This is a genomic window from Bartonella melophagi K-2C (assembly GCF_000278255.1).
Lineage (GTDB): Bacteria > Pseudomonadota > Alphaproteobacteria > Rhizobiales > Rhizobiaceae > Bartonella > Bartonella melophagi.
Window position 1 is genome coordinate 144,443 of the sequence record NZ_JH725083.1, and the last position, 17,461, is coordinate 161,903.

At 37.9% G+C, this 17,461-nt stretch carries 17 protein-coding genes and 4 tRNA genes; 19 read left to right on the forward strand and 2 right to left on the reverse strand.

Annotation, left to right across the window (positions count from 1 at the left end):
• The first annotated feature begins 53 nt into the window (after positions 1-53).
• A complete protein-coding gene (lon, locus tag ME3_RS04665; protein WP_007477569.1) occupies positions 54-2,477 on the forward strand; it encodes an endopeptidase La in 2,424 nt (807 codons plus the stop codon).
• A 245-nt stretch (positions 2,478-2,722) separates the two neighbouring features.
• Positions 2,723-3,001 (forward strand): HU family DNA-binding protein, encoded by a 279-nt coding sequence (locus tag ME3_RS04670; RefSeq protein WP_007477571.1) that lies wholly within the window; start codon positions 2,723-2,725, stop codon positions 2,999-3,001.
• Positions 3,002-3,492: 491 nt separating this feature from the next.
• On the opposite strand, the gene trmFO is transcribed toward ME3_RS04670, so the two are convergent.
• The gene (trmFO, locus tag ME3_RS04675; protein ID WP_007477573.1) at positions 3,493-4,887 is read right to left on the reverse strand and encodes a methylenetetrahydrofolate--tRNA-(uracil(54)-C(5))-methyltransferase (FADH(2)-oxidizing) TrmFO; all 1,395 of its coding nucleotides are present in this window, start codon (positions 4,885-4,887) and stop codon (positions 3,493-3,495) included.
• Positions 4,888-5,076: 189 nt separating this feature from the next.
• Between trmFO and ME3_RS04680 the strand changes: the two genes are divergently transcribed.
• The 7 genes from ME3_RS04680 (at position 5,077) to ME3_RS04710 (ending at position 10,891) form a co-directional block, all read left to right on the forward strand.
• Positions 5,077-5,159 (forward strand) — tRNA-Leu (locus ME3_RS04680).
• A 132-nt stretch (positions 5,160-5,291) separates the two neighbouring features.
• Entirely contained in the window at positions 5,292-6,704 is a 1,413-nt protein-coding gene (gene tig / locus ME3_RS04685) for a trigger factor (protein ID WP_039952632.1), read from the forward strand.
• A gap of 123 nt (positions 6,705-6,827) precedes the next feature.
• Complete coding sequence (gene gatB / locus ME3_RS04690) at positions 6,828-8,327, forward strand: Asp-tRNA(Asn)/Glu-tRNA(Gln) amidotransferase subunit GatB (RefSeq protein WP_007477577.1); 1,500 nt, start codon at positions 6,828-6,830, stop codon at positions 8,325-8,327.
• 194 nt (positions 8,328-8,521) lie between these two features.
• Complete coding sequence (locus ME3_RS04695) at positions 8,522-8,917, forward strand: NADH:ubiquinone oxidoreductase subunit NDUFA12 (protein WP_007477579.1); 396 nt, start codon at positions 8,522-8,524, stop codon at positions 8,915-8,917.
• 84 nt (positions 8,918-9,001) lie between these two features.
• Positions 9,002-9,427 carry a DUF2155 domain-containing protein gene (locus tag ME3_RS04700; protein ID WP_007477581.1) on the forward strand — a complete coding sequence of 142 codons (426 nt, stop codon included), beginning with the start codon at positions 9,002-9,004 and terminating at the stop codon, positions 9,425-9,427.
• A gap of 307 nt (positions 9,428-9,734) precedes the next feature.
• Positions 9,735-10,046 carry a hypothetical protein gene (locus tag ME3_RS07195; RefSeq protein WP_007477584.1) on the forward strand — a complete coding sequence of 104 codons (312 nt, stop codon included), beginning with the start codon at positions 9,735-9,737 and terminating at the stop codon, positions 10,044-10,046.
• Positions 10,047-10,153: 107 nt separating this feature from the next.
• Positions 10,154-10,891, forward strand: a complete 738-nt coding sequence (locus tag ME3_RS04710) for a rhomboid family intramembrane serine protease (protein ID WP_007477586.1) — start codon at positions 10,154-10,156, stop codon at positions 10,889-10,891.
• Here the strand turns inward: ME3_RS04710 and ME3_RS04715 are convergent.
• Complete coding sequence (locus tag ME3_RS04715; protein ID WP_007477588.1) at positions 10,881-11,711, reverse strand: TrmH family RNA methyltransferase; 831 nt, start codon at positions 11,709-11,711, stop codon at positions 10,881-10,883. The genes ME3_RS04710 and ME3_RS04715 overlap by 11 nt on opposite strands.
• 204 nt (positions 11,712-11,915) lie before the next feature.
• Between ME3_RS04715 and ME3_RS04720 the strand changes: the two genes are divergently transcribed.
• The 10 genes from ME3_RS04720 (at position 11,916) to rplL (ending at position 17,182) form a co-directional block, all read left to right on the forward strand.
• Positions 11,916-11,999 (forward strand) — tRNA-Tyr (locus ME3_RS04720).
• Between the two features lie 26 nt (positions 12,000-12,025).
• Positions 12,026-12,099: transfer RNA gene (locus ME3_RS04725), tRNA-Gly, on the forward strand.
• Positions 12,100-12,273: 174 nt separating this feature from the next.
• Positions 12,274-13,449, forward strand: a complete 1,176-nt coding sequence (tuf, locus tag ME3_RS04730; protein ID WP_007477058.1) for an elongation factor Tu — start codon at positions 12,274-12,276, stop codon at positions 13,447-13,449.
• Between the two features lie 46 nt (positions 13,450-13,495).
• Positions 13,496-13,571 (forward strand) — tRNA-Trp (locus ME3_RS04735).
• Positions 13,572-13,778: 207 nt separating this feature from the next.
• On the forward strand, positions 13,779-13,994 hold the full coding sequence (secE, locus tag ME3_RS04740; RefSeq protein ID WP_007477590.1) for a preprotein translocase subunit SecE: 216 nt from the start codon (positions 13,779-13,781) through the stop codon (positions 13,992-13,994).
• A 17-nt stretch (positions 13,995-14,011) separates the two neighbouring features.
• Positions 14,012-14,542: a transcription termination/antitermination protein NusG gene (nusG, locus tag ME3_RS04745; protein WP_007477592.1), complete on the forward strand. Its 531-nt coding sequence runs from the start codon at positions 14,012-14,014 to the stop codon at positions 14,540-14,542.
• A gap of 155 nt (positions 14,543-14,697) precedes the next feature.
• Positions 14,698-15,126: a 50S ribosomal protein L11 gene (gene rplK, locus ME3_RS04750; RefSeq protein ID WP_007477594.1), complete on the forward strand. Its 429-nt coding sequence runs from the start codon at positions 14,698-14,700 to the stop codon at positions 15,124-15,126.
• Positions 15,127-15,130: 4 nt separating this feature from the next.
• Complete coding sequence (gene rplA / locus ME3_RS04755) at positions 15,131-15,829, forward strand: 50S ribosomal protein L1 (RefSeq protein ID WP_007477596.1); 699 nt, start codon at positions 15,131-15,133, stop codon at positions 15,827-15,829.
• A 359-nt stretch (positions 15,830-16,188) separates the two neighbouring features.
• The gene (rplJ, locus tag ME3_RS04760; protein WP_007477597.1) at positions 16,189-16,707 is read left to right on the forward strand and encodes a 50S ribosomal protein L10; all 519 of its coding nucleotides are present in this window, start codon (positions 16,189-16,191) and stop codon (positions 16,705-16,707) included.
• Between the two features lie 103 nt (positions 16,708-16,810).
• Positions 16,811-17,182, forward strand: coding sequence for a 50S ribosomal protein L7/L12 (rplL, locus tag ME3_RS04765; protein WP_007477598.1), 372 nt, complete (start codon positions 16,811-16,813; stop codon positions 17,180-17,182).
• The last annotated feature ends 279 nt before the right edge of the window (positions 17,183-17,461 follow it).

A 17,461-nucleotide genomic window follows, 5' to 3' on the forward strand; every position in this document is an offset into this window, starting at 1 on the left:
TTTCTATAGATAAGCTTATGTGGGGGTAATTATAGGCTCTAGAAAGGAAAAATATGCAACATATTGATGAAAAGACAAAAAAGGTAGCAGAAGAGCTTTACGCTGTTTTGCCGCTTCGTGATATTGTTGTTTTTCCACATATGATTGTTCCGCTTTTTGTTGGTCGAGAGAAATCAATTCACGCTCTTGAAGAGACGATGATAATAGATAAGCAGATATTATTAGCCACACAAAAAAATGCTTCTGACGATGATCCAAAATCGGAAGATATTTATGATATTGGTACTTTTGCCAATGTTCTTCAACTTTTAAAACTTCCTGATGGCACTGTAAAAGTTTTGGTTGAGGGGACTGCGCGTGCAAAAATTAACCAATTTACTGAAAATGAAAGTTATCATCAAGCTTATGCAACTGTTATAGAAGAGTCTGAAGAGAATGAAGTTGAGATTGAAGCTCTTTCTCGGTCAGTGATTGTTTATTTTGAAAATTATGTAAAACTTAATAAGAAAATTTCTCCTGAAGTTGTAAGTGCTATCGGCCAGATTGATGATCCTTCTAAACTTGCTGATACTGTTGCTTCACATTTGGTGATTAAACTTTCAGAAAAACAAGAGATTTTGACATTATTGTCTGTTCGTGATCGTCTCGAACGTATACTTTTCTTCATGGAAGGGGAAATTTCTGTTTTACAAGTTGAGAAACGTATTCGTTCACATGTCAAGCGACAGATGGAAAAAACTCAACGAGAATATTATCTCAATGAACAAATGAAAGCTATTCAGAAAGAGCTGGGAGCGGGTGATGATAGCCGTGATGAGTTGTCTGAATTAGAGGATCGTATCAAAAAAACAAAACTTTCAAAAGAGGCACGTGTAAAGGCTGGGGCAGAGCTCAGAAAATTACGTAATATGTCTCCCATGTCTGCGGAAGCAACAGTTGTACGTAACTATCTTGATTGGCTTTTAACTATACCTTGGGGAAAAAAGTCGAAAATTAAGAATGATTTGAACTTTGCTGAAAAAGTCATGGACAATGAGCATTTTGGTCTTGAAAAAATTAAAGAACGAATCGTTGAATATTTAGCAGTACAAAGTCGATCATCGAAAATAAAAGGTCCTATTATTTGTCTTTTAGGTCCTCCAGGCGTCGGAAAGACATCACTTGCGCGTTCTATTGCAAAGGCAACGGGCCGTGAATATGTCCGCATCTCATTAGGGGGTGTTCGCGACGAGGCAGAAATTCGTGGGCATCGCCGAACTTATATTGGTTCTATGCCTGGAAAAATTATTCAGTCTATGAAAAAGTCTAAAAAGATTAACCCTCTTTTTTTACTTGATGAAATTGATAAGATGGGCCAAGATTTCCGTGGGGATCCTGCATCAGCTTTGTTGGAAGTACTTGATCCTGAGCAAAATAGCACATTTATTGATCATTATTTAGAAGTGGAATATGACCTTTCTGATGTGATGTTTATTGCAACTGCAAATACGCTTAATATTCCAGGGCCGCTAATGGATCGGATGGAGATTATTCGTATTGCTGGTTATACTGAATGTGAAAAGGTAGAGATTGTTAAGCGGCACCTCTTACCAAAAGCATTGAAAGATCATTCTTTATCCAAAAAAGAGTTTAGTGTTTCTGATGGTGCTATAAAATCGGTTATCCAGTTTTACACACGTGAAGCCGGTGTTCGTAATCTTGAGCGTGAATTAATGAAGATGGCGCGTAAATCGGTTACAAAAATTCTTAAAACGAATCAAAAGTCTATAGAAATTACAGAAGATAATATTAATGATTTTTTGGGAACGAAGCGTTATCGCTTTGGTCAGATTGAGGGTGAAAATCAAATTGGTGTTGTTACTGGGCTTGCGTGGACTGAAGTTGGCGGAGAACTGTTGACTATTGAAGGTATTATGATGCCAGGTAAAGGCAAAATGACTGTTACTGGGAATTTGCGAGATATCATGAAAGAATCAATTTCTGCGGCAGCATCTTATGTGCGTTTCCGTGCTGTTGATTTTGGTATCGAGCCGCCTCTTTTTGATAAGCGTGATATCCATGTTCATGTTCCAGAAGGTGCTACGCCAAAAGATGGTCCATCAGCTGGAATTGCGATGGTAACGGCAATTGTTTCAGTATTGACAGAGATCCCTGTTCATAAGGACATTGCTATGACTGGTGAGATTACCTTACGTGGACGCGTTTTGCCGATTGGTGGATTGAAAGAGAAATTGCTTGCGGCTCTTCGAGGAGGTATTAAAAAGGTGCTTATTCCTGAGGAAAATGCAAAAGATTTGATTGATATTCCTGATGACGTTAAAAATAATATGGAGATTATTCCAGTAAGTCATGTGAGTGAAGTTCTTAAACACGCTTTGGTTCGTTTTCCTGAAGCAATTGAATGGACAGAGCCTTCTACAGTGTCTACGTCTATCAGAACGGAAAGCGATAATGAAGGGGTACCGGTAGCGCACTGATTCTTATTTTGATTCTTATTTTGTTCTATAATTTCCAAATTTTAAAGACGGTGAAGTCCATTTTTAGGGTTACTACTTTATTTATTTTAGAAAAAAAATGAAAAATTCCGTGAATAACTGTGATTAATGCTAAAAAACAATATTTTCAAAGAAAATAAAACTTCTGTTTGCTGCGCTTTTCAATAAACTTATTGATGATCGGATGAATTATATTGTCCGACTAATATAGGGAAAGGAAAAATTCAATGAATAAAAGTGAATTGGTTAATTCTATTGCTGAAAAGGCAGGTGTTTCAAAAACACAGGCTGGTTTAATTCTCGATGCTTTTATTGCTTCTGTAACAGAATCTTTGGCTTCAGGAGGTGATGTTCGTCTTCCAGGTTTTGGTTCTTTTGAAGTTTCTAAACGTGCTGCTACAAAAGGGCGCAACCCTTCAACAGGTGTTGAAATTCATATTCCAGCGCGCTCTGTACCTAAATTTTCTGCAGGTAAAAGCCTTAAAGAAGCCGTTAATAAAAAATAATTGAGCTACATGAAAAAACCCGATTTATGTATAATCGGGTTTTTTAAAAGTTTTTTTAAAAATACTTTTGCGCGACTTTGCACAAGTAACGGTACTGTTTACGATAGGGCTATTTATTAAAAAGTCCTTTTAAATAGCTGAGATGGGGTAATAGCTATATATTCAAGCTAGATGTTCAAAATGTATTTACCTTACATTTTAAATAAAGCGTTCGATTACAAATTAGATATCTGTTGTGAATAATAGCTGATAGTTCAAGTTAGGGTAATAATTATCACGAGTTTATTCATACAAGCTAGATCTATTGAAATACTGAAATATTAGATTATAAGCAAATCTAGAATAGCTTTTTAACCCTATTAATAAGCACTACAATGTATTGAATGACCCACTGTTTTAAGGTTAATTAAAGTTTGTTTAATGGTCTAAAGGCAGAAGCAATCAGTGCTTTATTAAGATTAAAAGGATAATGATTAGTTTAGAGATTATTTTTATTCTTCATGTGTTAACCACTGAATACAATCATTTAAGGCTCGTGTAATTATAGCTTGTTTTTTTGCTAGTTTTTTTTCTTTGCTAGATAAACGTTTTTCTGAGTGATGAACACAGTCAACAGGTGGAAAAAGACCAAAATTGATATTCATTGGCTGAAAAGATTGTTTGCCTATTTCTTGAGTTGCAATGTATCCACCAGTAATATGGTTTAAAAGAGCTCCAAATGCTGTAGTTTTTGGCGGTAAAGAAGGACAAGTATGATTATATTCAGCAACAGCAAAGCGCCCAGCTAAAAGCCCAATTGCAGATGATTCTACATAACCTTCGCAACCTGTGATTTGTCCAGCAAAACGTAATTGAGGCCTTTGTTTTAAACGAAGACTTTTATCAAGAATGATTGGTGAATTGAGATAAGTATTGCGATGAAGACCACCAAGGCGTGCGAATTCTGCTTTTTCAAGTCCAGGTATTGTTCTAAAAATACGAATTTGTTCACCATATTTTAATTTTGTTTGAAAGCCAACCATATTGTAAAGAGTGCCAAGTGTGTTGTCTTGACGTAATTGAACAACGGCATGGGGTTTAACTGTAGGGTTATGAGCGTTTGTTAGTCCTATAGGTTTCATTGGCCCATATCTGAGGGTTTCAAGTCCACGTTCAGCCATCACTTCAATTGGTAGGCATCCATCAAAATAGGGTGTTTTTTCAAATTGACGAAATTCTATTTTTTCTGCACTTTTCAGTGCTTGAACAAATGTTTCATATTGTTTTCTATTAAGGGGGCAGTTAAGGTAATCTTTTTCAGTTTTTTCAGGGCCGATTTTGTCATAGCGAGATTGATGCCAACAGATGCCCATATTAATGCTATCAGTATAAATGATAGGTGCAATAGCATCAAAAAAAGAAAGTGCTTCTGTTCCTGTTATTGCTTGTATTGTTTGTGCAAGTGCTGGTGAAGTAAGGGGACCTGTTGCAATAATAATATTATGCCAGTTTTCAGGAAGGTTATGAATTTCTTCACGTTCTATAGTTATAAGGGGGTGATTTTCAAGTGCTTCTGTAATAGTTTGGGAAAATCCATCACGGTCAACAGCAAGAGCGCTTCCTGCTGGCACTTTATTAGCATCTGCAGCCTTCATAATTAGGGATTTTGCTAATCGCATTTCAGCGTGTAAAAGACCAACGGCATTTGTGGATGAATCATCTGAACGAAATGAATTTGAGCAGACAAGTTCTGCAAGTTTGTCTGTTTTATGAGCATCGGATTTTCTTTTTGGTCGCATTTCATGTAAAATGACAGGGATTCCTGATTGGGCAATTTGCCAACTTGCCTCACTGCCAGCAAGACCACCACCGATGATATGAATTGGAATGTTAAATTTATTTGACATAATCTCCTTTTAATGGAAGTAGTGCTATCTGAAAAGCATAGATTTTACTTCTGTGATTTATAAGAAGTATATATAGAAGTATATATATTTGAGTTTTTAAATATATTTACTTTCTTTTTTGCTTTAATTAGTTGGGATTGAGTGGTATAGAAACGCCGCTTATATGAGGTTATTGGTTAACGGGTTTAAGCGGATGTGGCGAAATTGGTAGACGCACCAGGTTTAGGTTCTGGCGGGAGACCGTGGGGGTTCGAGTCCCTCCATCCGCACCAAAATAATCCTTACATACCATGGTTTTTTGCGTATGTGAAAATCCGCTTCATGTAGATCTAACACTGCAGTGTTGGGGTGTAATTGTTACCGGAGTGGATTTATCCATTCCTCAGAAATATGAAAGTTGTTCGATGCAAGTTACCGAAACGCTTAATGAAGGACTGAAGCGCGAAATTAAAATCGTGGTTCTAGCAAAAGATTTGGAAATAAAATTGAATAAACGGTTGGATGAAACCAAAGATAAGATTAAACTTAATGGTTTTCGTCCCGGTAAAGTGCCCGCTAGCCATTTGCGAAAAATGTATGGTAAATCTTTTATGGCTGATGTTCTTAATGAGATTATTAAGAATGCTCCAAGCTCCATTTTGGCTGATCGCAATGAACGTTCTGCAACACAGCCGCACATTGATATAAATGAAGATAAAGAAGTTCTGGATGGCAAGGCTGATTTTGTTTTTAATTTGAAGTATGAAGTTTTACCAAAGTTTGACATTAAAGACTTTAAGAACATAAAAATTATCCGTGAGCTTGCTGATATTCCCGAACAAGAGATTGATGAACAGATAAAGAATGTTCTTTCTTCTACTCGTAATTATTCTGAGAAAAATGCTCCTGCTGTAGAAGGTGATCGCATTACAATCGATTATATTGGTAAACTTGATGATGTTCCATTTGATAATGGAGCAGGTAATGATGCGCAATTGATTCTTGGTTCAAAACAATTTATTCCTGGTTTTGAGGAGCAATTGGTTGGTGTAAAGGCAGGCGATACAGCAACAATTTCTGTTAAATTTCCTGATGATTATAGTGTTGCACACTTAGCTGGTAGAGATGCTGTGTTTGATGTCACTGTTAAAGCTGTGTTCAAACCAGATGAATTAGAGATTAATGATGAATCAGCTCAAAAGCTTGGTGTAGAGTCTCTTGATCGTTTACGTGAAATTGTGCGTGGGCAAATTGAGAGTAAATATGGCTCAATGACACGTCAAAAAGTTAAACGTCAAATTCTTGATGCATTAGATGCTGACTATAATTTTGAAATTCCTAGATGCCTTTTGGACGTTGAATTTAATAATATATGGGGTCAGATTAATAACGATTTACAAAAAGCTGGTAGTAGTTTTGAAGATGAGGGCACTACAGAAGAACAAGCGCGGCAAGAATATCATATGCTTGCTCAGCGTCGTGTTCGTCTTGGTCTAGTACTTTCTGAGATTGGGGTGAGAGCCGATGTTAAGGTAAGCGAAGATGAGTTACAAGCAGCAATCTTTGATCAGGTTCGTCAATATCCTGGGCAAGAGAAAGAAATTATGAATTTTTTCCGGAATACACCGGAAGCTGTAGTGAGCCTACGTGCACCGATTTTTGAAGAAAAAGTCATTGATTATTTGTTGGCACAGATAAAAGTCACAGATAAAAAAGTGACTGTTGAGGAGTTAATGAAAGAAGATGACGAATTAGATTTAACTAAGAAAAAATCCGCAGTGAAGGAAAAAGGTGTAAAAAAAGTTTCAGCTAAAAAGAAAGTGCCTAAAAAGGATTAATTGTATACAATAAAAGTAGTCCAATAAAACCGGGGTTTTATTAGACTTATATTCTTAAATTTGCACTTATAGTGGTTTAAACTGGCTATTGAGTGTATTTTCAATATTGATAGTGGATTAGCAATGGAAATCGTTGATACTCGTACCCCTGATCCTAGGCGTTTTATTTCCGGAGCTACAGGCGATTGGGAAGTTATCATTGGCATGGAGGTTCATGCGCAAGTCACATCAGATTCAAAACTTTTTTCGGGTGCATCAACTAAATTTGGTGCTGAGCCAAACAATCATGTATCGTTTATTGATGCGGCTATGCCTGGTATGTTGCCTGTTATTAATCAAGAATGTGTTCGCCAAGCTGTTCGGACTGGTTTGGGGTTAAAGGCTAAAATTAATTTAAGATCTGTTTTTGATCGTAAAAACTATTTTTATCCGGATTTGCCACAAGGGTATCAAATTTCGCAATTTCAGTATCCGATTGTAGGGGAGGGGAAAGTCGTTGTCTCTGTTGGGCCAGATTCGAATGGCCAATTTGAAGATATTGAAATTGGAATTGAGAGGTTGCATCTTGAACAGGATGCAGGCAAATCCATGCATGATCAGCATCCAACAATGTCTTTTGTGGATCTTAATCGCTCTGGTGTAGCTCTTATGGAAATTGTTTCCAAACCGGATATGCGTTCATCAGATGAAGCTAAAGCCTATATGACGAAATTACGCACTATTGTTCGTTATTTGGGTACTTGTGATGGTAATATGGATGAGGGCTCCATGCGTGCGGATGTGAATGTATCAGTTCGCCGTCCTGGTGAGACTTTTGGAACTCGTTGTGAAATTAAGAATGTTAATTCCATTCGCTTTATTGGTCAGGCGATTGAATATGAAGCACGTCGTCAGATTGCGATTTTAGAAGATGGTGGTGTAATAGATCAGGAAACTCGACTTTTTGATGCCGCTAAAGGTGAAACACGTTCTATGCGTTTAAAGGAAGAGGCGCATGATTATCGTTATTTTCCTGATCCTGATCTTTTGCCATTGGAGTTTGATCAAGCATTTGTAGATGCTTTAGCTGCAGAATTACCGGAATTTCCTGATGATATAAAGCTACGTTTTATCAATGAGATGGGGTTGAGTGCATATGATGCATCTATTCTTGTGACAGAAAAAGCAATTGCTGATTATTTTGAAAAAGTGGCACATGGACGCGATGGAAAAATAGTTGCTAATTGGGTGATCAATGACCTTTTAGGTGCTTTGAATAAGGATAATCGTGAAATTGAGGATACGCCAGTTACTCCAGATCAATTAGGGGCGATTATTGATCTTATTAAAGAAGGGACTATTTCTGGAAAAATTGCCAAAGATTTATTTGAGATTGTCTGGAATGAAGGTGGAGATCCACGTCAAATTGTAGAAAAGCGTGGCATGAAACAAGTAACGGATGCAGAAGTTATTAAGAGTGTTGTTGATGAAATTATTGCTAATAACTCTGATAAAGTTGCTCAAGCGAGGGAAAAACCTGCTTTAGTTGGCTGGTTTGTTGGGCAAGTTATGAAAGCAACAGGGGGTAAGGCAAATCCTCAGGCTGTCAATGAATTGGTTAAAACGAAACTAAAAATGGATTAAATATTATAGGGTGGAGGAAAGTTTATCGATATGATATTTATTTGTAATATAAAATATACGAAATAAGAGTTCGTTTTTCAAAAGGGTACGATTGAGTTTTATGATAGTTTTTTTATTTTTTGGTAATTTTAGGCATCGTAACAATTTATTCTAACAGGTGAGGTTATAGGTGCGCTAAAGAAGTGGAATCGGAAATGGCTGGTTTTTTAAAACAAACCTTTACATGGTGGAATGGTAATACTATCAACACACGTTTTTTTACGTGGCTTAAAGGTAAGCGTGTAGGGGAAGATCAGTTAGGAAATGTTTATTATGAAGGTGGTTGCCATAAGGATGGTTATCCACGCCGTTGGGTGATTTATAAAGATTATTCTGAAGCTTCTAGCATTCCTCCAGGTTGGCACGGTTGGATTCATCATCGTTGTAATAGACCACCTACGGAAGAAAATTATCAATCGCATGAATGGGAAAAACCCCATATTTCAAACATGACAGGGACAAGCAAAGCTTATCGGCCAAAAGGTTCTATTGGTTATAATGATGAACATATTGTTCGTAAGGATTATCATGCATGGTCACCTGAAAAATGAAGTATTTTTTTGTATGGTGTGTTGTTTTTTTAATGTTGCACTATCTTATAAGTAGTTTTTGTTAAACGCGGTTGATTTAGTTTTATGAAGTTTTTCCTACAGTTAGAAGTAAGACGTCTTTTTTGTGCTTATTTAATAGGAATTATAGTAATTTTGTCCTCCGTTAGTGGTGTGCAGGCTGAACGTGTTAGCAATGCGGTTGTTGTTTTTGCAGGTCTTGATAAGATTACTGGCCGAACTATTCGTTTTGAAGTCTCTATTGGGCAAGCTTATCAATATGGTGCTTTACGAGTAACACCACGGGTGTGCTATACAAGTTCTGAAGGTGAGCCGACTCGCACTAACGGTTTTGTTGAAGTAGATGAAATAACATTAAACAAAGAAACGCGACGTATTTTTACAGGATGGATGTTCGCAGATAGTCCTGGTTTGAATGCTGTAGAGCATCCTATTTATGATATATGGTTAAAAGATTGCAAGCAAAATTCTGATATTCTTTCAGTCCAGTAATTTAATAGTTTCTTTGTTTTTTGGTGGGTGTTTTTATATAAGCTTGGTGCAAGAATAGTTTTCTAAACTATAATAATCAGATTGTGAAATTAAAGGTTCTTTTATGCTCTCGTCCTTGCGTTTAACAAGCAGATTATTTACTGTCGTGTTTATAATTGTGTTAGCGGGGTGTCAGTTTTCAAGTCAGCCAACTGTCAAACATAATAATTATACATGGGTTACAGAGATAAGTTCTGAAGTTTTTTTTATACCAATAACCCTTTAATTCTACTTAAAATGCGGGCTAAATGGATAAGTAATTGAGGTTATGATTGATATCGTAACAACTTCAGTTTCTTCGGATGATCTTAATTTAAATTTAGCATGGTCTCAAAATCGCAATTATAGGTATGTTCCAGATGGAAAATCGGCACTAGTGTGTGCCGTTGGTTGTACGGTGTCTGAAAAGGGGCGCTTGTTTATTCCTAAAAATGAGTTCCGTACATATGCACATACAGTTTTTACATTTAAATTAATAGGGTGTAGTAATTCTATAGATAGTTTTCTTAATGCCCGTGCTTTTCAGTGTGTTTTATATAAGGTGCAAATATTACCACGCAGAATAGTATTTGGCATTTAAGAATGCACACTGGAAGAATGCAAAGATTAGCCTTTCATTATAATAATTGATATATTTGGGTTTTGCAAAGTACTATTGATTCATAAATAAGATGGAGATTTTTAAAAATGTGGGATTTTACTTCTCGACATAATAACTCTCCCTTATTATCAAAACAACTTAAAGAACCATTGTACAATGTTCCGTTTATTATAATTGTTTTGATAGTGTTTTGTTTTTTAAGTTATATTATTCCTCAATATTTCCTTTCTGATCAGCTATATATTAAAAGTCTTGTTCTTTTTTCATTTATACCGCTTTTTTTTCAAACTGAGCCTTTAATGTTTTGCTATACCGTTGTTAGTTACTCATTTATGCATAACAGTTTTGGGCATATTGCTATGAACATGGTTTGGCTTTTAGTTTTTGGGTCTCCTTTAGCAAAGCATTTTGGTAATTTACGTTTTTTGCTTTTTTGGATGTTAACAGCAGGTGTTTCTGCGTTGACTTATTTTATTTTTCATCAAGATAGTATGATACCACTTGTTGGAGCATCGGGAGCAATTTCTGGAATGATGGGTGCTATTGCGCGTTATGGTTTTTTTTCTGTTTTTGATTCCAATATGCACAATGAGAGGTTTTTAGGTTCTGTTTGGTCTATTAAGGAGGCACTTCGTTCAAAGACTGTTCTTGTTTATATTAGTATGTGGCTTATAATTAACTATCTCACAGGTATATTTCCATATTTATTTGGAGACAGTGATATTTTAATAGCATGGGAAGCTCATGTTGGTGGACTTATTTCAGGTTTTATATTGATTAGTTTTTTTGATAGCCCACGGAAAAAGTCAAAGACTAATGTTTAAGATAGTTATGAGCCGCATAAAGTGCTATTGCTGCTGCATTCGATACATTTAATGATTTAATATCTCCAGGTATATTAAGGCGTGCTAATGAGTGAACAGTTTCGCGTGTTTTTTGGCGCAAACCTTTACCTTCTGCTCCTAGGATAAGAGCAATTTTTTTACCTGTTAATGCTGTCTCTAAAGGCAATTCACCTTCTGAATCAAGCCCAATACTATTAAAATCGGCTTGATGAATTTCTTTAAGTGCTTCAGCGAGGTTTCGTACGGTAATGTAATCGATAAGCTCTAAAGCTCCAGAAGCTGCTTTGGCAAGCACGCCGCTTTCTTGTGGTGAATGGCGATAGGTGGTGATAATTGCTCCAGCTTTAAATGCAACTGCAGAACGCATAATAGCGCCAACATTATGTGGATCGGTAATTTGATCCATTACAATGATAAGGTTAGTATTTGTAAGTTCGGATAAATGCCGTGGTTTAAGAGGTTCAGTTTCTAAGACAACACCTTGATGAACTGCATTTTTTTCAACAAGCGTATCAAGTTTTTTAGGTGGGTATAATTTTAAAGGGCAAGGTAAGTCTGATTCGGTTATATTTAGTCGTTTTAAGGCATTGGGTGTAGCATAGAGATGATTTAAAACTCTCTTGGGATTTTTAAGTGCTTCTTTGACTGAATGGATACCATAAAGGTAAACTGTACTTTGTATTAGTGGAGTAGATTGGTATTTTAGGTGTGTTGAAGGCACACGAGTGGAGTTTTTTATATCGCGATATTGGCGACGAGGATGAGGAAAATAAGAATTTTTAGATATTTTTTCTTTCATATTTTTCTTATAGCGTGTTCAAAGTAAATGTAGTAGAAAAAACATAAAGTTTAAAAAATTAGTAGGAAATTTGTACAGAACCGTATTTATTCTGTTGACAGATACGCTAGTAATCGTCATAACCGCCCCGCGGCCAGTTTAAATTGAACAAGAGAAAATTGGTTGCTATAATGCCTTATCGCGCAACTTTACCGATGATGGAATGGAGGGGTGCCCGAGTGGTTAAAGGGGGCGGACTGTAAATCCGTTGCGTATGCTACGTTGGTTCGAATCCAACCCCCTCCACCATTCATTGCAGTAAAGTCGATGCATGGGCGGGTATAGCTCAATGGTAGAGCAGCAGCCTTCCAAGCTGAATATGCGGGTTCGATTCCCGCTACCCGCTCCAAATAGTTGTTAGTGGTTAGGCGAATGACTATGATGGGAGTATGCTTTCATCATAATAAATGAGGCGAATATTTTCGTCTTAGAGTTGTAGTAATCGGCTTGATATATCAGGTCGATGGGATTCACTTCTAAAGGCCTGTTTTTCAGGTACGAAAAAGATAAGAGAACGACGGCGATGGCAAAGAGCAAATTTGAACGTACGAAGCCGCATGTTAATATAGGAACGATAGGTCACGTTGACCATGGGAAGACGTCATTAACAGCGGCGATTACGAAGTATTTTGGTGAATTTAAAGCGTATGACCAAATTGATGCGGCGCCTGAGGAGCGTGCGCGTGGAATTACCATTTCAACAGCGCATGTTGAATATGAAACAGAGCAGCGTCACTATGCGCATGTTGATTGTCCAGGCCACGCGGATTATGTGAAGAACATGATCACAGGTGCGGCGCAAATGGACGGGGCGATTTTGGTTGTTTCAGCAGCTGATGGTCCGATGCCTCAGACGCGTGAGCATATTTTGTTGGCACGTCAGGTTGGTGTTCCTGCGATTGTAGTTTTTTTAAATAAGGTTGATCAGGTTGATGATGCTGAACTTTTAGAACTTGTTGAGCTTGAAGTTCGGGAGCTTCTTTCGAAATATGACTTTCCTGGTGATGATATACCGATAATTAAAGGTTCTGCATTAGCAGCTCTTGAGGATTCAGATAAAAGTATAGGTGAGGATGCGGTTCGTCGTTTGATGAATGAGGTTGATAATTATATCCCAACGCCTGAGCGTCCGGTTGATCAACCATTTTTGATGCCTATAGAGGATGTTTTTTCGATTTCTGGGCGTGGAACGGTTGTAACGGGTCGTGTTGAGCGTGGAATTATTAAAGTTGGTGAAGAAATCGAGATTATAGGTATTCGTCCGACTTCTAAGACGACGGTTACAGGTGTTGAGATGTTCCGTAAGCTTTTAGATCAAGGTCAGGCAGGTGATAATATCGGTGCATTGCTTCGTGGTATTGATCGTGAAGGTATTGAGCGTGGACAAGTTTTAGCGAAGCCTGGTTCTGTTACGCCCCATACCAAGTTTAAAGCTGAGGCTTATATTTTGACGAAAGATGAGGGGGGTCGTCATACACCGTTTTTCACGAATTATCGTCCACAGTTTTATTTCCGCACCACGGATGTGACAGGAATTGTTACACTTCCAGAAGGTACGGAAATGGTTATGCCGGGTGATAATGTTGCAATGGATGTTTCTTTGATTGTTCCGATTGCAATGGAAGAGAAGCTTCGTTTCGCTATCCGTGAAGGGGGGCGTACTGTCGGAGCTGGTATCGTTTCTAAGATTATTGAATAATATCAATAAATTATCAGAAGGCTTTGAAGGAAGGGCTTCAAAGATTAGGGGTATAGCTCAGTTGGTAGAGCAGCGGTCTCCAAAACCGCAGGTCGCGGGTTCGAATCCTGCTGCCCCTGCCATGTAGTCTATAGTTTTTAATCATATTGTTAATGAAGGAGGTCTTTTTGAACTTCCTTCTTGCTTTTTTTTATACAGGACTTGTTTTTTTATGTATGAATCGGTATTGAGTAAATGAAGACTGCGTAAAGTTGATTATGCTTTTCAGGTTTTATTATGTGTTTTGTTATATGATTTACGATAAGTTTAGAAAGAATGTAGTGTAACTTATGGCATCTAGAACCAATCCCATTACTTTTTTTAAGCAGGTTTTTGCGGAAACAGCTAAAGTAAAATGGCCTACGCGGCGTGAAACAGTAGTCTCTACTGTTATGGTATTGGTATTGGCGGCGTTTGCTTCGATTTTCTTTTTTGTTGTGGATCAAGTTATAAATTTTGGTGTGTGGCAAGGTATTGATCTTCTAAAGTACCTTTTTGGTCGATAGTGCAAGGAAGTGTGACTGTGGCTGCTCGTTGGTATATTGTTCAAGCATATTCAAACTTTGAAAAAAAAGTAGCGGAAGCTATTGAAAAAGAAGCAAAACAAAAAGGGCTTGATCATTTATTTGAAAAGATTTTTGTTCCAACTGAGCGTGTTGTTGAGGTTCGTCGGGGTCGTAGGATCGATTCTGAGCGTAAATTTTTTCCGGGTTATGTTTTGGTTTGTGCCGAATTAACAGATGAGGTTTATCACCTTATTAAAAATACTCCTAAAGTAACAGGTTTTTTGGGTTCAGGTGCACGGCCTGTTCCTATTTCTGATCGGGAGATTGAGCATATTCTTAAACAGGTGCAAGAAGGTGTTGAGTCTCCTAAATCTTCCATTTTGTTTGAGGTTGGTGAGCAGGTCCGGGTAGCTGATGGACCTTTTGTCTCGTTTAATGGTATTGTTCAAGAGGTTGAAGAAGAGCGCTCTCGCCTTAAGGTTGAGGTGATAATTTTTGGGCGTCCTACACCTGTTGATTTAGAATTTAGTCAGGTTGAAAAGCTCTGATTGAACTTAAAGTGATGTTTGGTCGCTTTGAAAAATAATAGGTAGAAGGTGATTTTATGGTTTTTGCCGGCTTAATGATCCGAACTACCCAACTGCAGCAGGTATTCTGTGTGATGAATTGTCAGTTTACCAGTTTAAATTAAAGGCAGATTATTATGGCAAAAAAAAATGTAGGACAGCTAAAATTGCAGGTTCCAGCGGGGGCGGCTAGTCCTTCTCCTCCAATTGGTCCTGCTCTTGGTCAGCGTGGTATCAATATTATGGAATTCTGTAAGGCGTTTAATGCGGCTACGCAGGAAATGGAAAAGGGAGCTCCGATTCCAGTAATTATTACTTATTATCAAGATAAGTCTTTTACATTTTCTCTAAAAACTCCTCCTGTATCATTTTTCTTAAAGAAAGAGGCAAATTTGAAATCTGGTTCAAAAGAGCCTGGTAAGGTATCTGCAGGGACTATTTCTCGTGATAAGATTCACTTGATTGCGGAGGCAAAAATGAAAGATCTTAATGCAAATGATATTGAAGCGGCGATGCGTATGGTTGAAGGTTCTGCTCGCTCGATGGGTTTAGAAGTCGTAGGCTAATGTTATGGTAAAAGTAGCAAAGAGAATAAAAAAAATTCGTGAAGGTATTGATTTTAATAAACTCTATGCCTTAACAGATGCTGTTTCAATGGTTAAAGAGCGTGCGGTTGCTAAGTTCGATGAAACAATTGAGATTTCGATGAACTTAGGTGTTGATCCTCGTCATGCGGATCAAATGGTCAGAGGTGTTGCTCATTTACCTAATGGGACAGGAAGAAATATCCGTGTTGCTGTTTTTGCACGTGGTGACAATGCTGAGGAAGCTAAAGCTGCTGGTGCTGATATTGTAGGCGCTGAAGATTTATTTGAGACTATTAATGCTGGGGTTATTGATTTTGATCGTTGTATTGCAACGCCGGATATGATGCCTCTTGTTGGTCGTCTTGGTAAAGTTCTTGGTCCGCGGGGTTTGATGCCAAATCCAAAGGTTGGTACTGTGACGCTTGATGTTGTTGCTGCTGTTAAAGCTTCTAAAGGCGGTGCTGTTGAGTTTCGTGTTGAAAAAGCTGGTATTGTGCATGCTGGTATTGGTAAGGCTTCTTTTGGGGTTGATCAAATCGTGGAAAATATTAAAGCTTTCGCTGATACAGTTACTAAAGCTAAACCGCAAGGTGCAAAAGGTGAATATATTAAGCGAGTTGCAGTTTCTTCAACAATGGGAGTTGGGGTTAAGATTGATCCTGCAACAGTTTGTGCAGAGTAGGTTGAGCAAACTTATGATTTTACTATAAGTAATTATTGCAATTTTTAGGTTGTCGGGTTTCATCCGGCGTCCAGTTATCTGAGCTTTTTTAAAGCTTAGGTCATACCGGAAGAAATTCCGGGATGTCCTGTCCGAGATTGTGGGTGATACTTTGGGTATCTTAATCGAAAAAACCTGCATGAGACTAGGGTAAAAGCTTTAAGTTAAGAGACTTAAAGGGTTTGAGCCAAGGTTGCCTTTGATCGTTTATGCGTGAAGAGGGGGCAGGATCCTCGTCGGTAGCATAGAAGAATGATTTTATGTTATCAAAGGTAACCAACAGGTTTGTTTTAAATAGGCCTGTTAAATGGAGAAAAACAGTGAATAGAGCGGAAAAACGCGAATTTGTCACATGGCTTAACGAGGCTTTTCAAAAGGCTGGTTCTGTCATTGTTGCACATTATTCTGGTTTAACGGTTTCGCAGATGAACGATCTTCGTTCAAAAATGAGCGAAGCAGGTGGTGCTGTTAAAGTTGCCAAAAACCGCCTTGCTAAAATTGCCCTTCAAGGCACGGATTCTGAATCAATGAGAGATCTGTTTACTGGGCAGACGCTTATTGCTTATTCAGAAGATCCGATTACAGCCCCGAAAGTTGCTGTTGATTTTGCAAAAACAAATGAACAATTTGTCGTCCTTGGTGGTTCAATGGGTGCAATAAGTTTGAGTGTTGATGCTGTGAAATCATTAGCTTCGTTGCCTTCATTGAACGAATTGCGGGCAAAGCTTGTAGGTATGATTTCCACTCCTGCAACTCGTGTTGCTCAGGTTGTCAATGCTCCTGCAAGTCAAGTTGCACGTGTTGTTGGTGCATATGCTCAGGAGGGTCAAGCGGCTTAGTACTGTTTTGCGTTTGACAATTGCAGAAAGGTTTTAATGCTTTTCTGTTTTTGAGATAAATTTTAAACAATGATTCAAACCTTTTAATTGAAGGAATTTAAAAATGGCTGATCTAACAAAGATCGTAGAAGATCTTTCTAACCTTACTGTTTTAGAGGCTGCTGAGCTTTCAAAATTACTTGAGGAAAAATGGGGTGTTTCTGCTGCTGCTCCTGTGGCTGTTGCTGCTGTTGGTGGTGCAGCTGCTCCAGCTGCTGAAGAAAAAACAGATTTCGATGTTGTTCTTGTTGATGGTGGTGCTCAAAAAATTAATGTCATTAAAGAAGTTCGTGCTCTTACTGGTCTTGGTCTTAAGGAAGCGAAGGACTTGGTTGAAGGGGCACCTAAGCCTATTAAAGAAGGTGTTTCGAAAGACGAAGCAGAAAAAATTAAAACTCAGCTCGAAGCAGCAGGTGCTAAGGTTGAGCTTAAGTAATCTTAATTATGTCGGTGGACGTTTATGTCCATCGACTTCCTCTTTCTAAGAAAAAGGCTTGATTGATATAGCTTTTTTCTGACAGTTTAGTAGCTGTAAGAGGAGTGGGTTTAATCTGTGAGAACTTTAGTAACAGAACTAAATAGATAAATATTTGGTTATGTGTATGAAAGTAAGCGGTGCTCACAGGGTATCAAATAAACTGGTCTGTGTATGCAGGCTAATGGTATGGAGCTTTCAAGGTTTAGTCTACCTTGAATAATAAAGATCGAGGAACGA

Coding starts and splice junctions, on each gene's coding strand:
- rplL (WP_007477598.1), top strand. CDS start 16,811: ATGGCTGATCTAACAAAGATCGTAGAAGATCTTTCTAACCTTACTGTT.
- tuf (WP_007477058.1), top strand. CDS start 12,274: ATGGCAAAGAGCAAATTTGAACGTACGAAGCCGCATGTTAATATAGGA.
- ME3_RS04715 (WP_007477588.1), bottom strand. CDS start 11,711: ATGAAAGAAAAAATATCTAAAAATTCTTATTTTCCTCATCCTCGTCGC.
- trmFO (WP_007477573.1), bottom strand. CDS start 4,887: ATGTCAAATAAATTTAACATTCCAATTCATATCATCGGTGGTGGTCTT.
- ME3_RS04700 (WP_007477581.1), top strand. CDS start 9,002: ATGAAGTTTTTCCTACAGTTAGAAGTAAGACGTCTTTTTTGTGCTTAT.
- gatB (WP_007477577.1), top strand. CDS start 6,828: ATGGAAATCGTTGATACTCGTACCCCTGATCCTAGGCGTTTTATTTCC.
- tig (WP_039952632.1), top strand. CDS start 5,292: ATGCAAGTTACCGAAACGCTTAATGAAGGACTGAAGCGCGAAATTAAA.
- secE (WP_007477590.1), top strand. CDS start 13,779: ATGGCATCTAGAACCAATCCCATTACTTTTTTTAAGCAGGTTTTTGCG.
- ME3_RS04710 (WP_007477586.1), top strand. CDS start 10,154: ATGTGGGATTTTACTTCTCGACATAATAACTCTCCCTTATTATCAAAA.
- rplA (WP_007477596.1), top strand. CDS start 15,131: ATGGTAAAAGTAGCAAAGAGAATAAAAAAAATTCGTGAAGGTATTGAT.
- ME3_RS07195 (WP_007477584.1), top strand. CDS start 9,735: ATGATTGATATCGTAACAACTTCAGTTTCTTCGGATGATCTTAATTTA.
- ME3_RS04670 (WP_007477571.1), top strand. CDS start 2,723: ATGAATAAAAGTGAATTGGTTAATTCTATTGCTGAAAAGGCAGGTGTT.
- lon (WP_007477569.1), top strand. CDS start 54: ATGCAACATATTGATGAAAAGACAAAAAAGGTAGCAGAAGAGCTTTAC.
- rplK (WP_007477594.1), top strand. CDS start 14,698: ATGGCAAAAAAAAATGTAGGACAGCTAAAATTGCAGGTTCCAGCGGGG.
- ME3_RS04695 (WP_007477579.1), top strand. CDS start 8,522: ATGGCTGGTTTTTTAAAACAAACCTTTACATGGTGGAATGGTAATACT.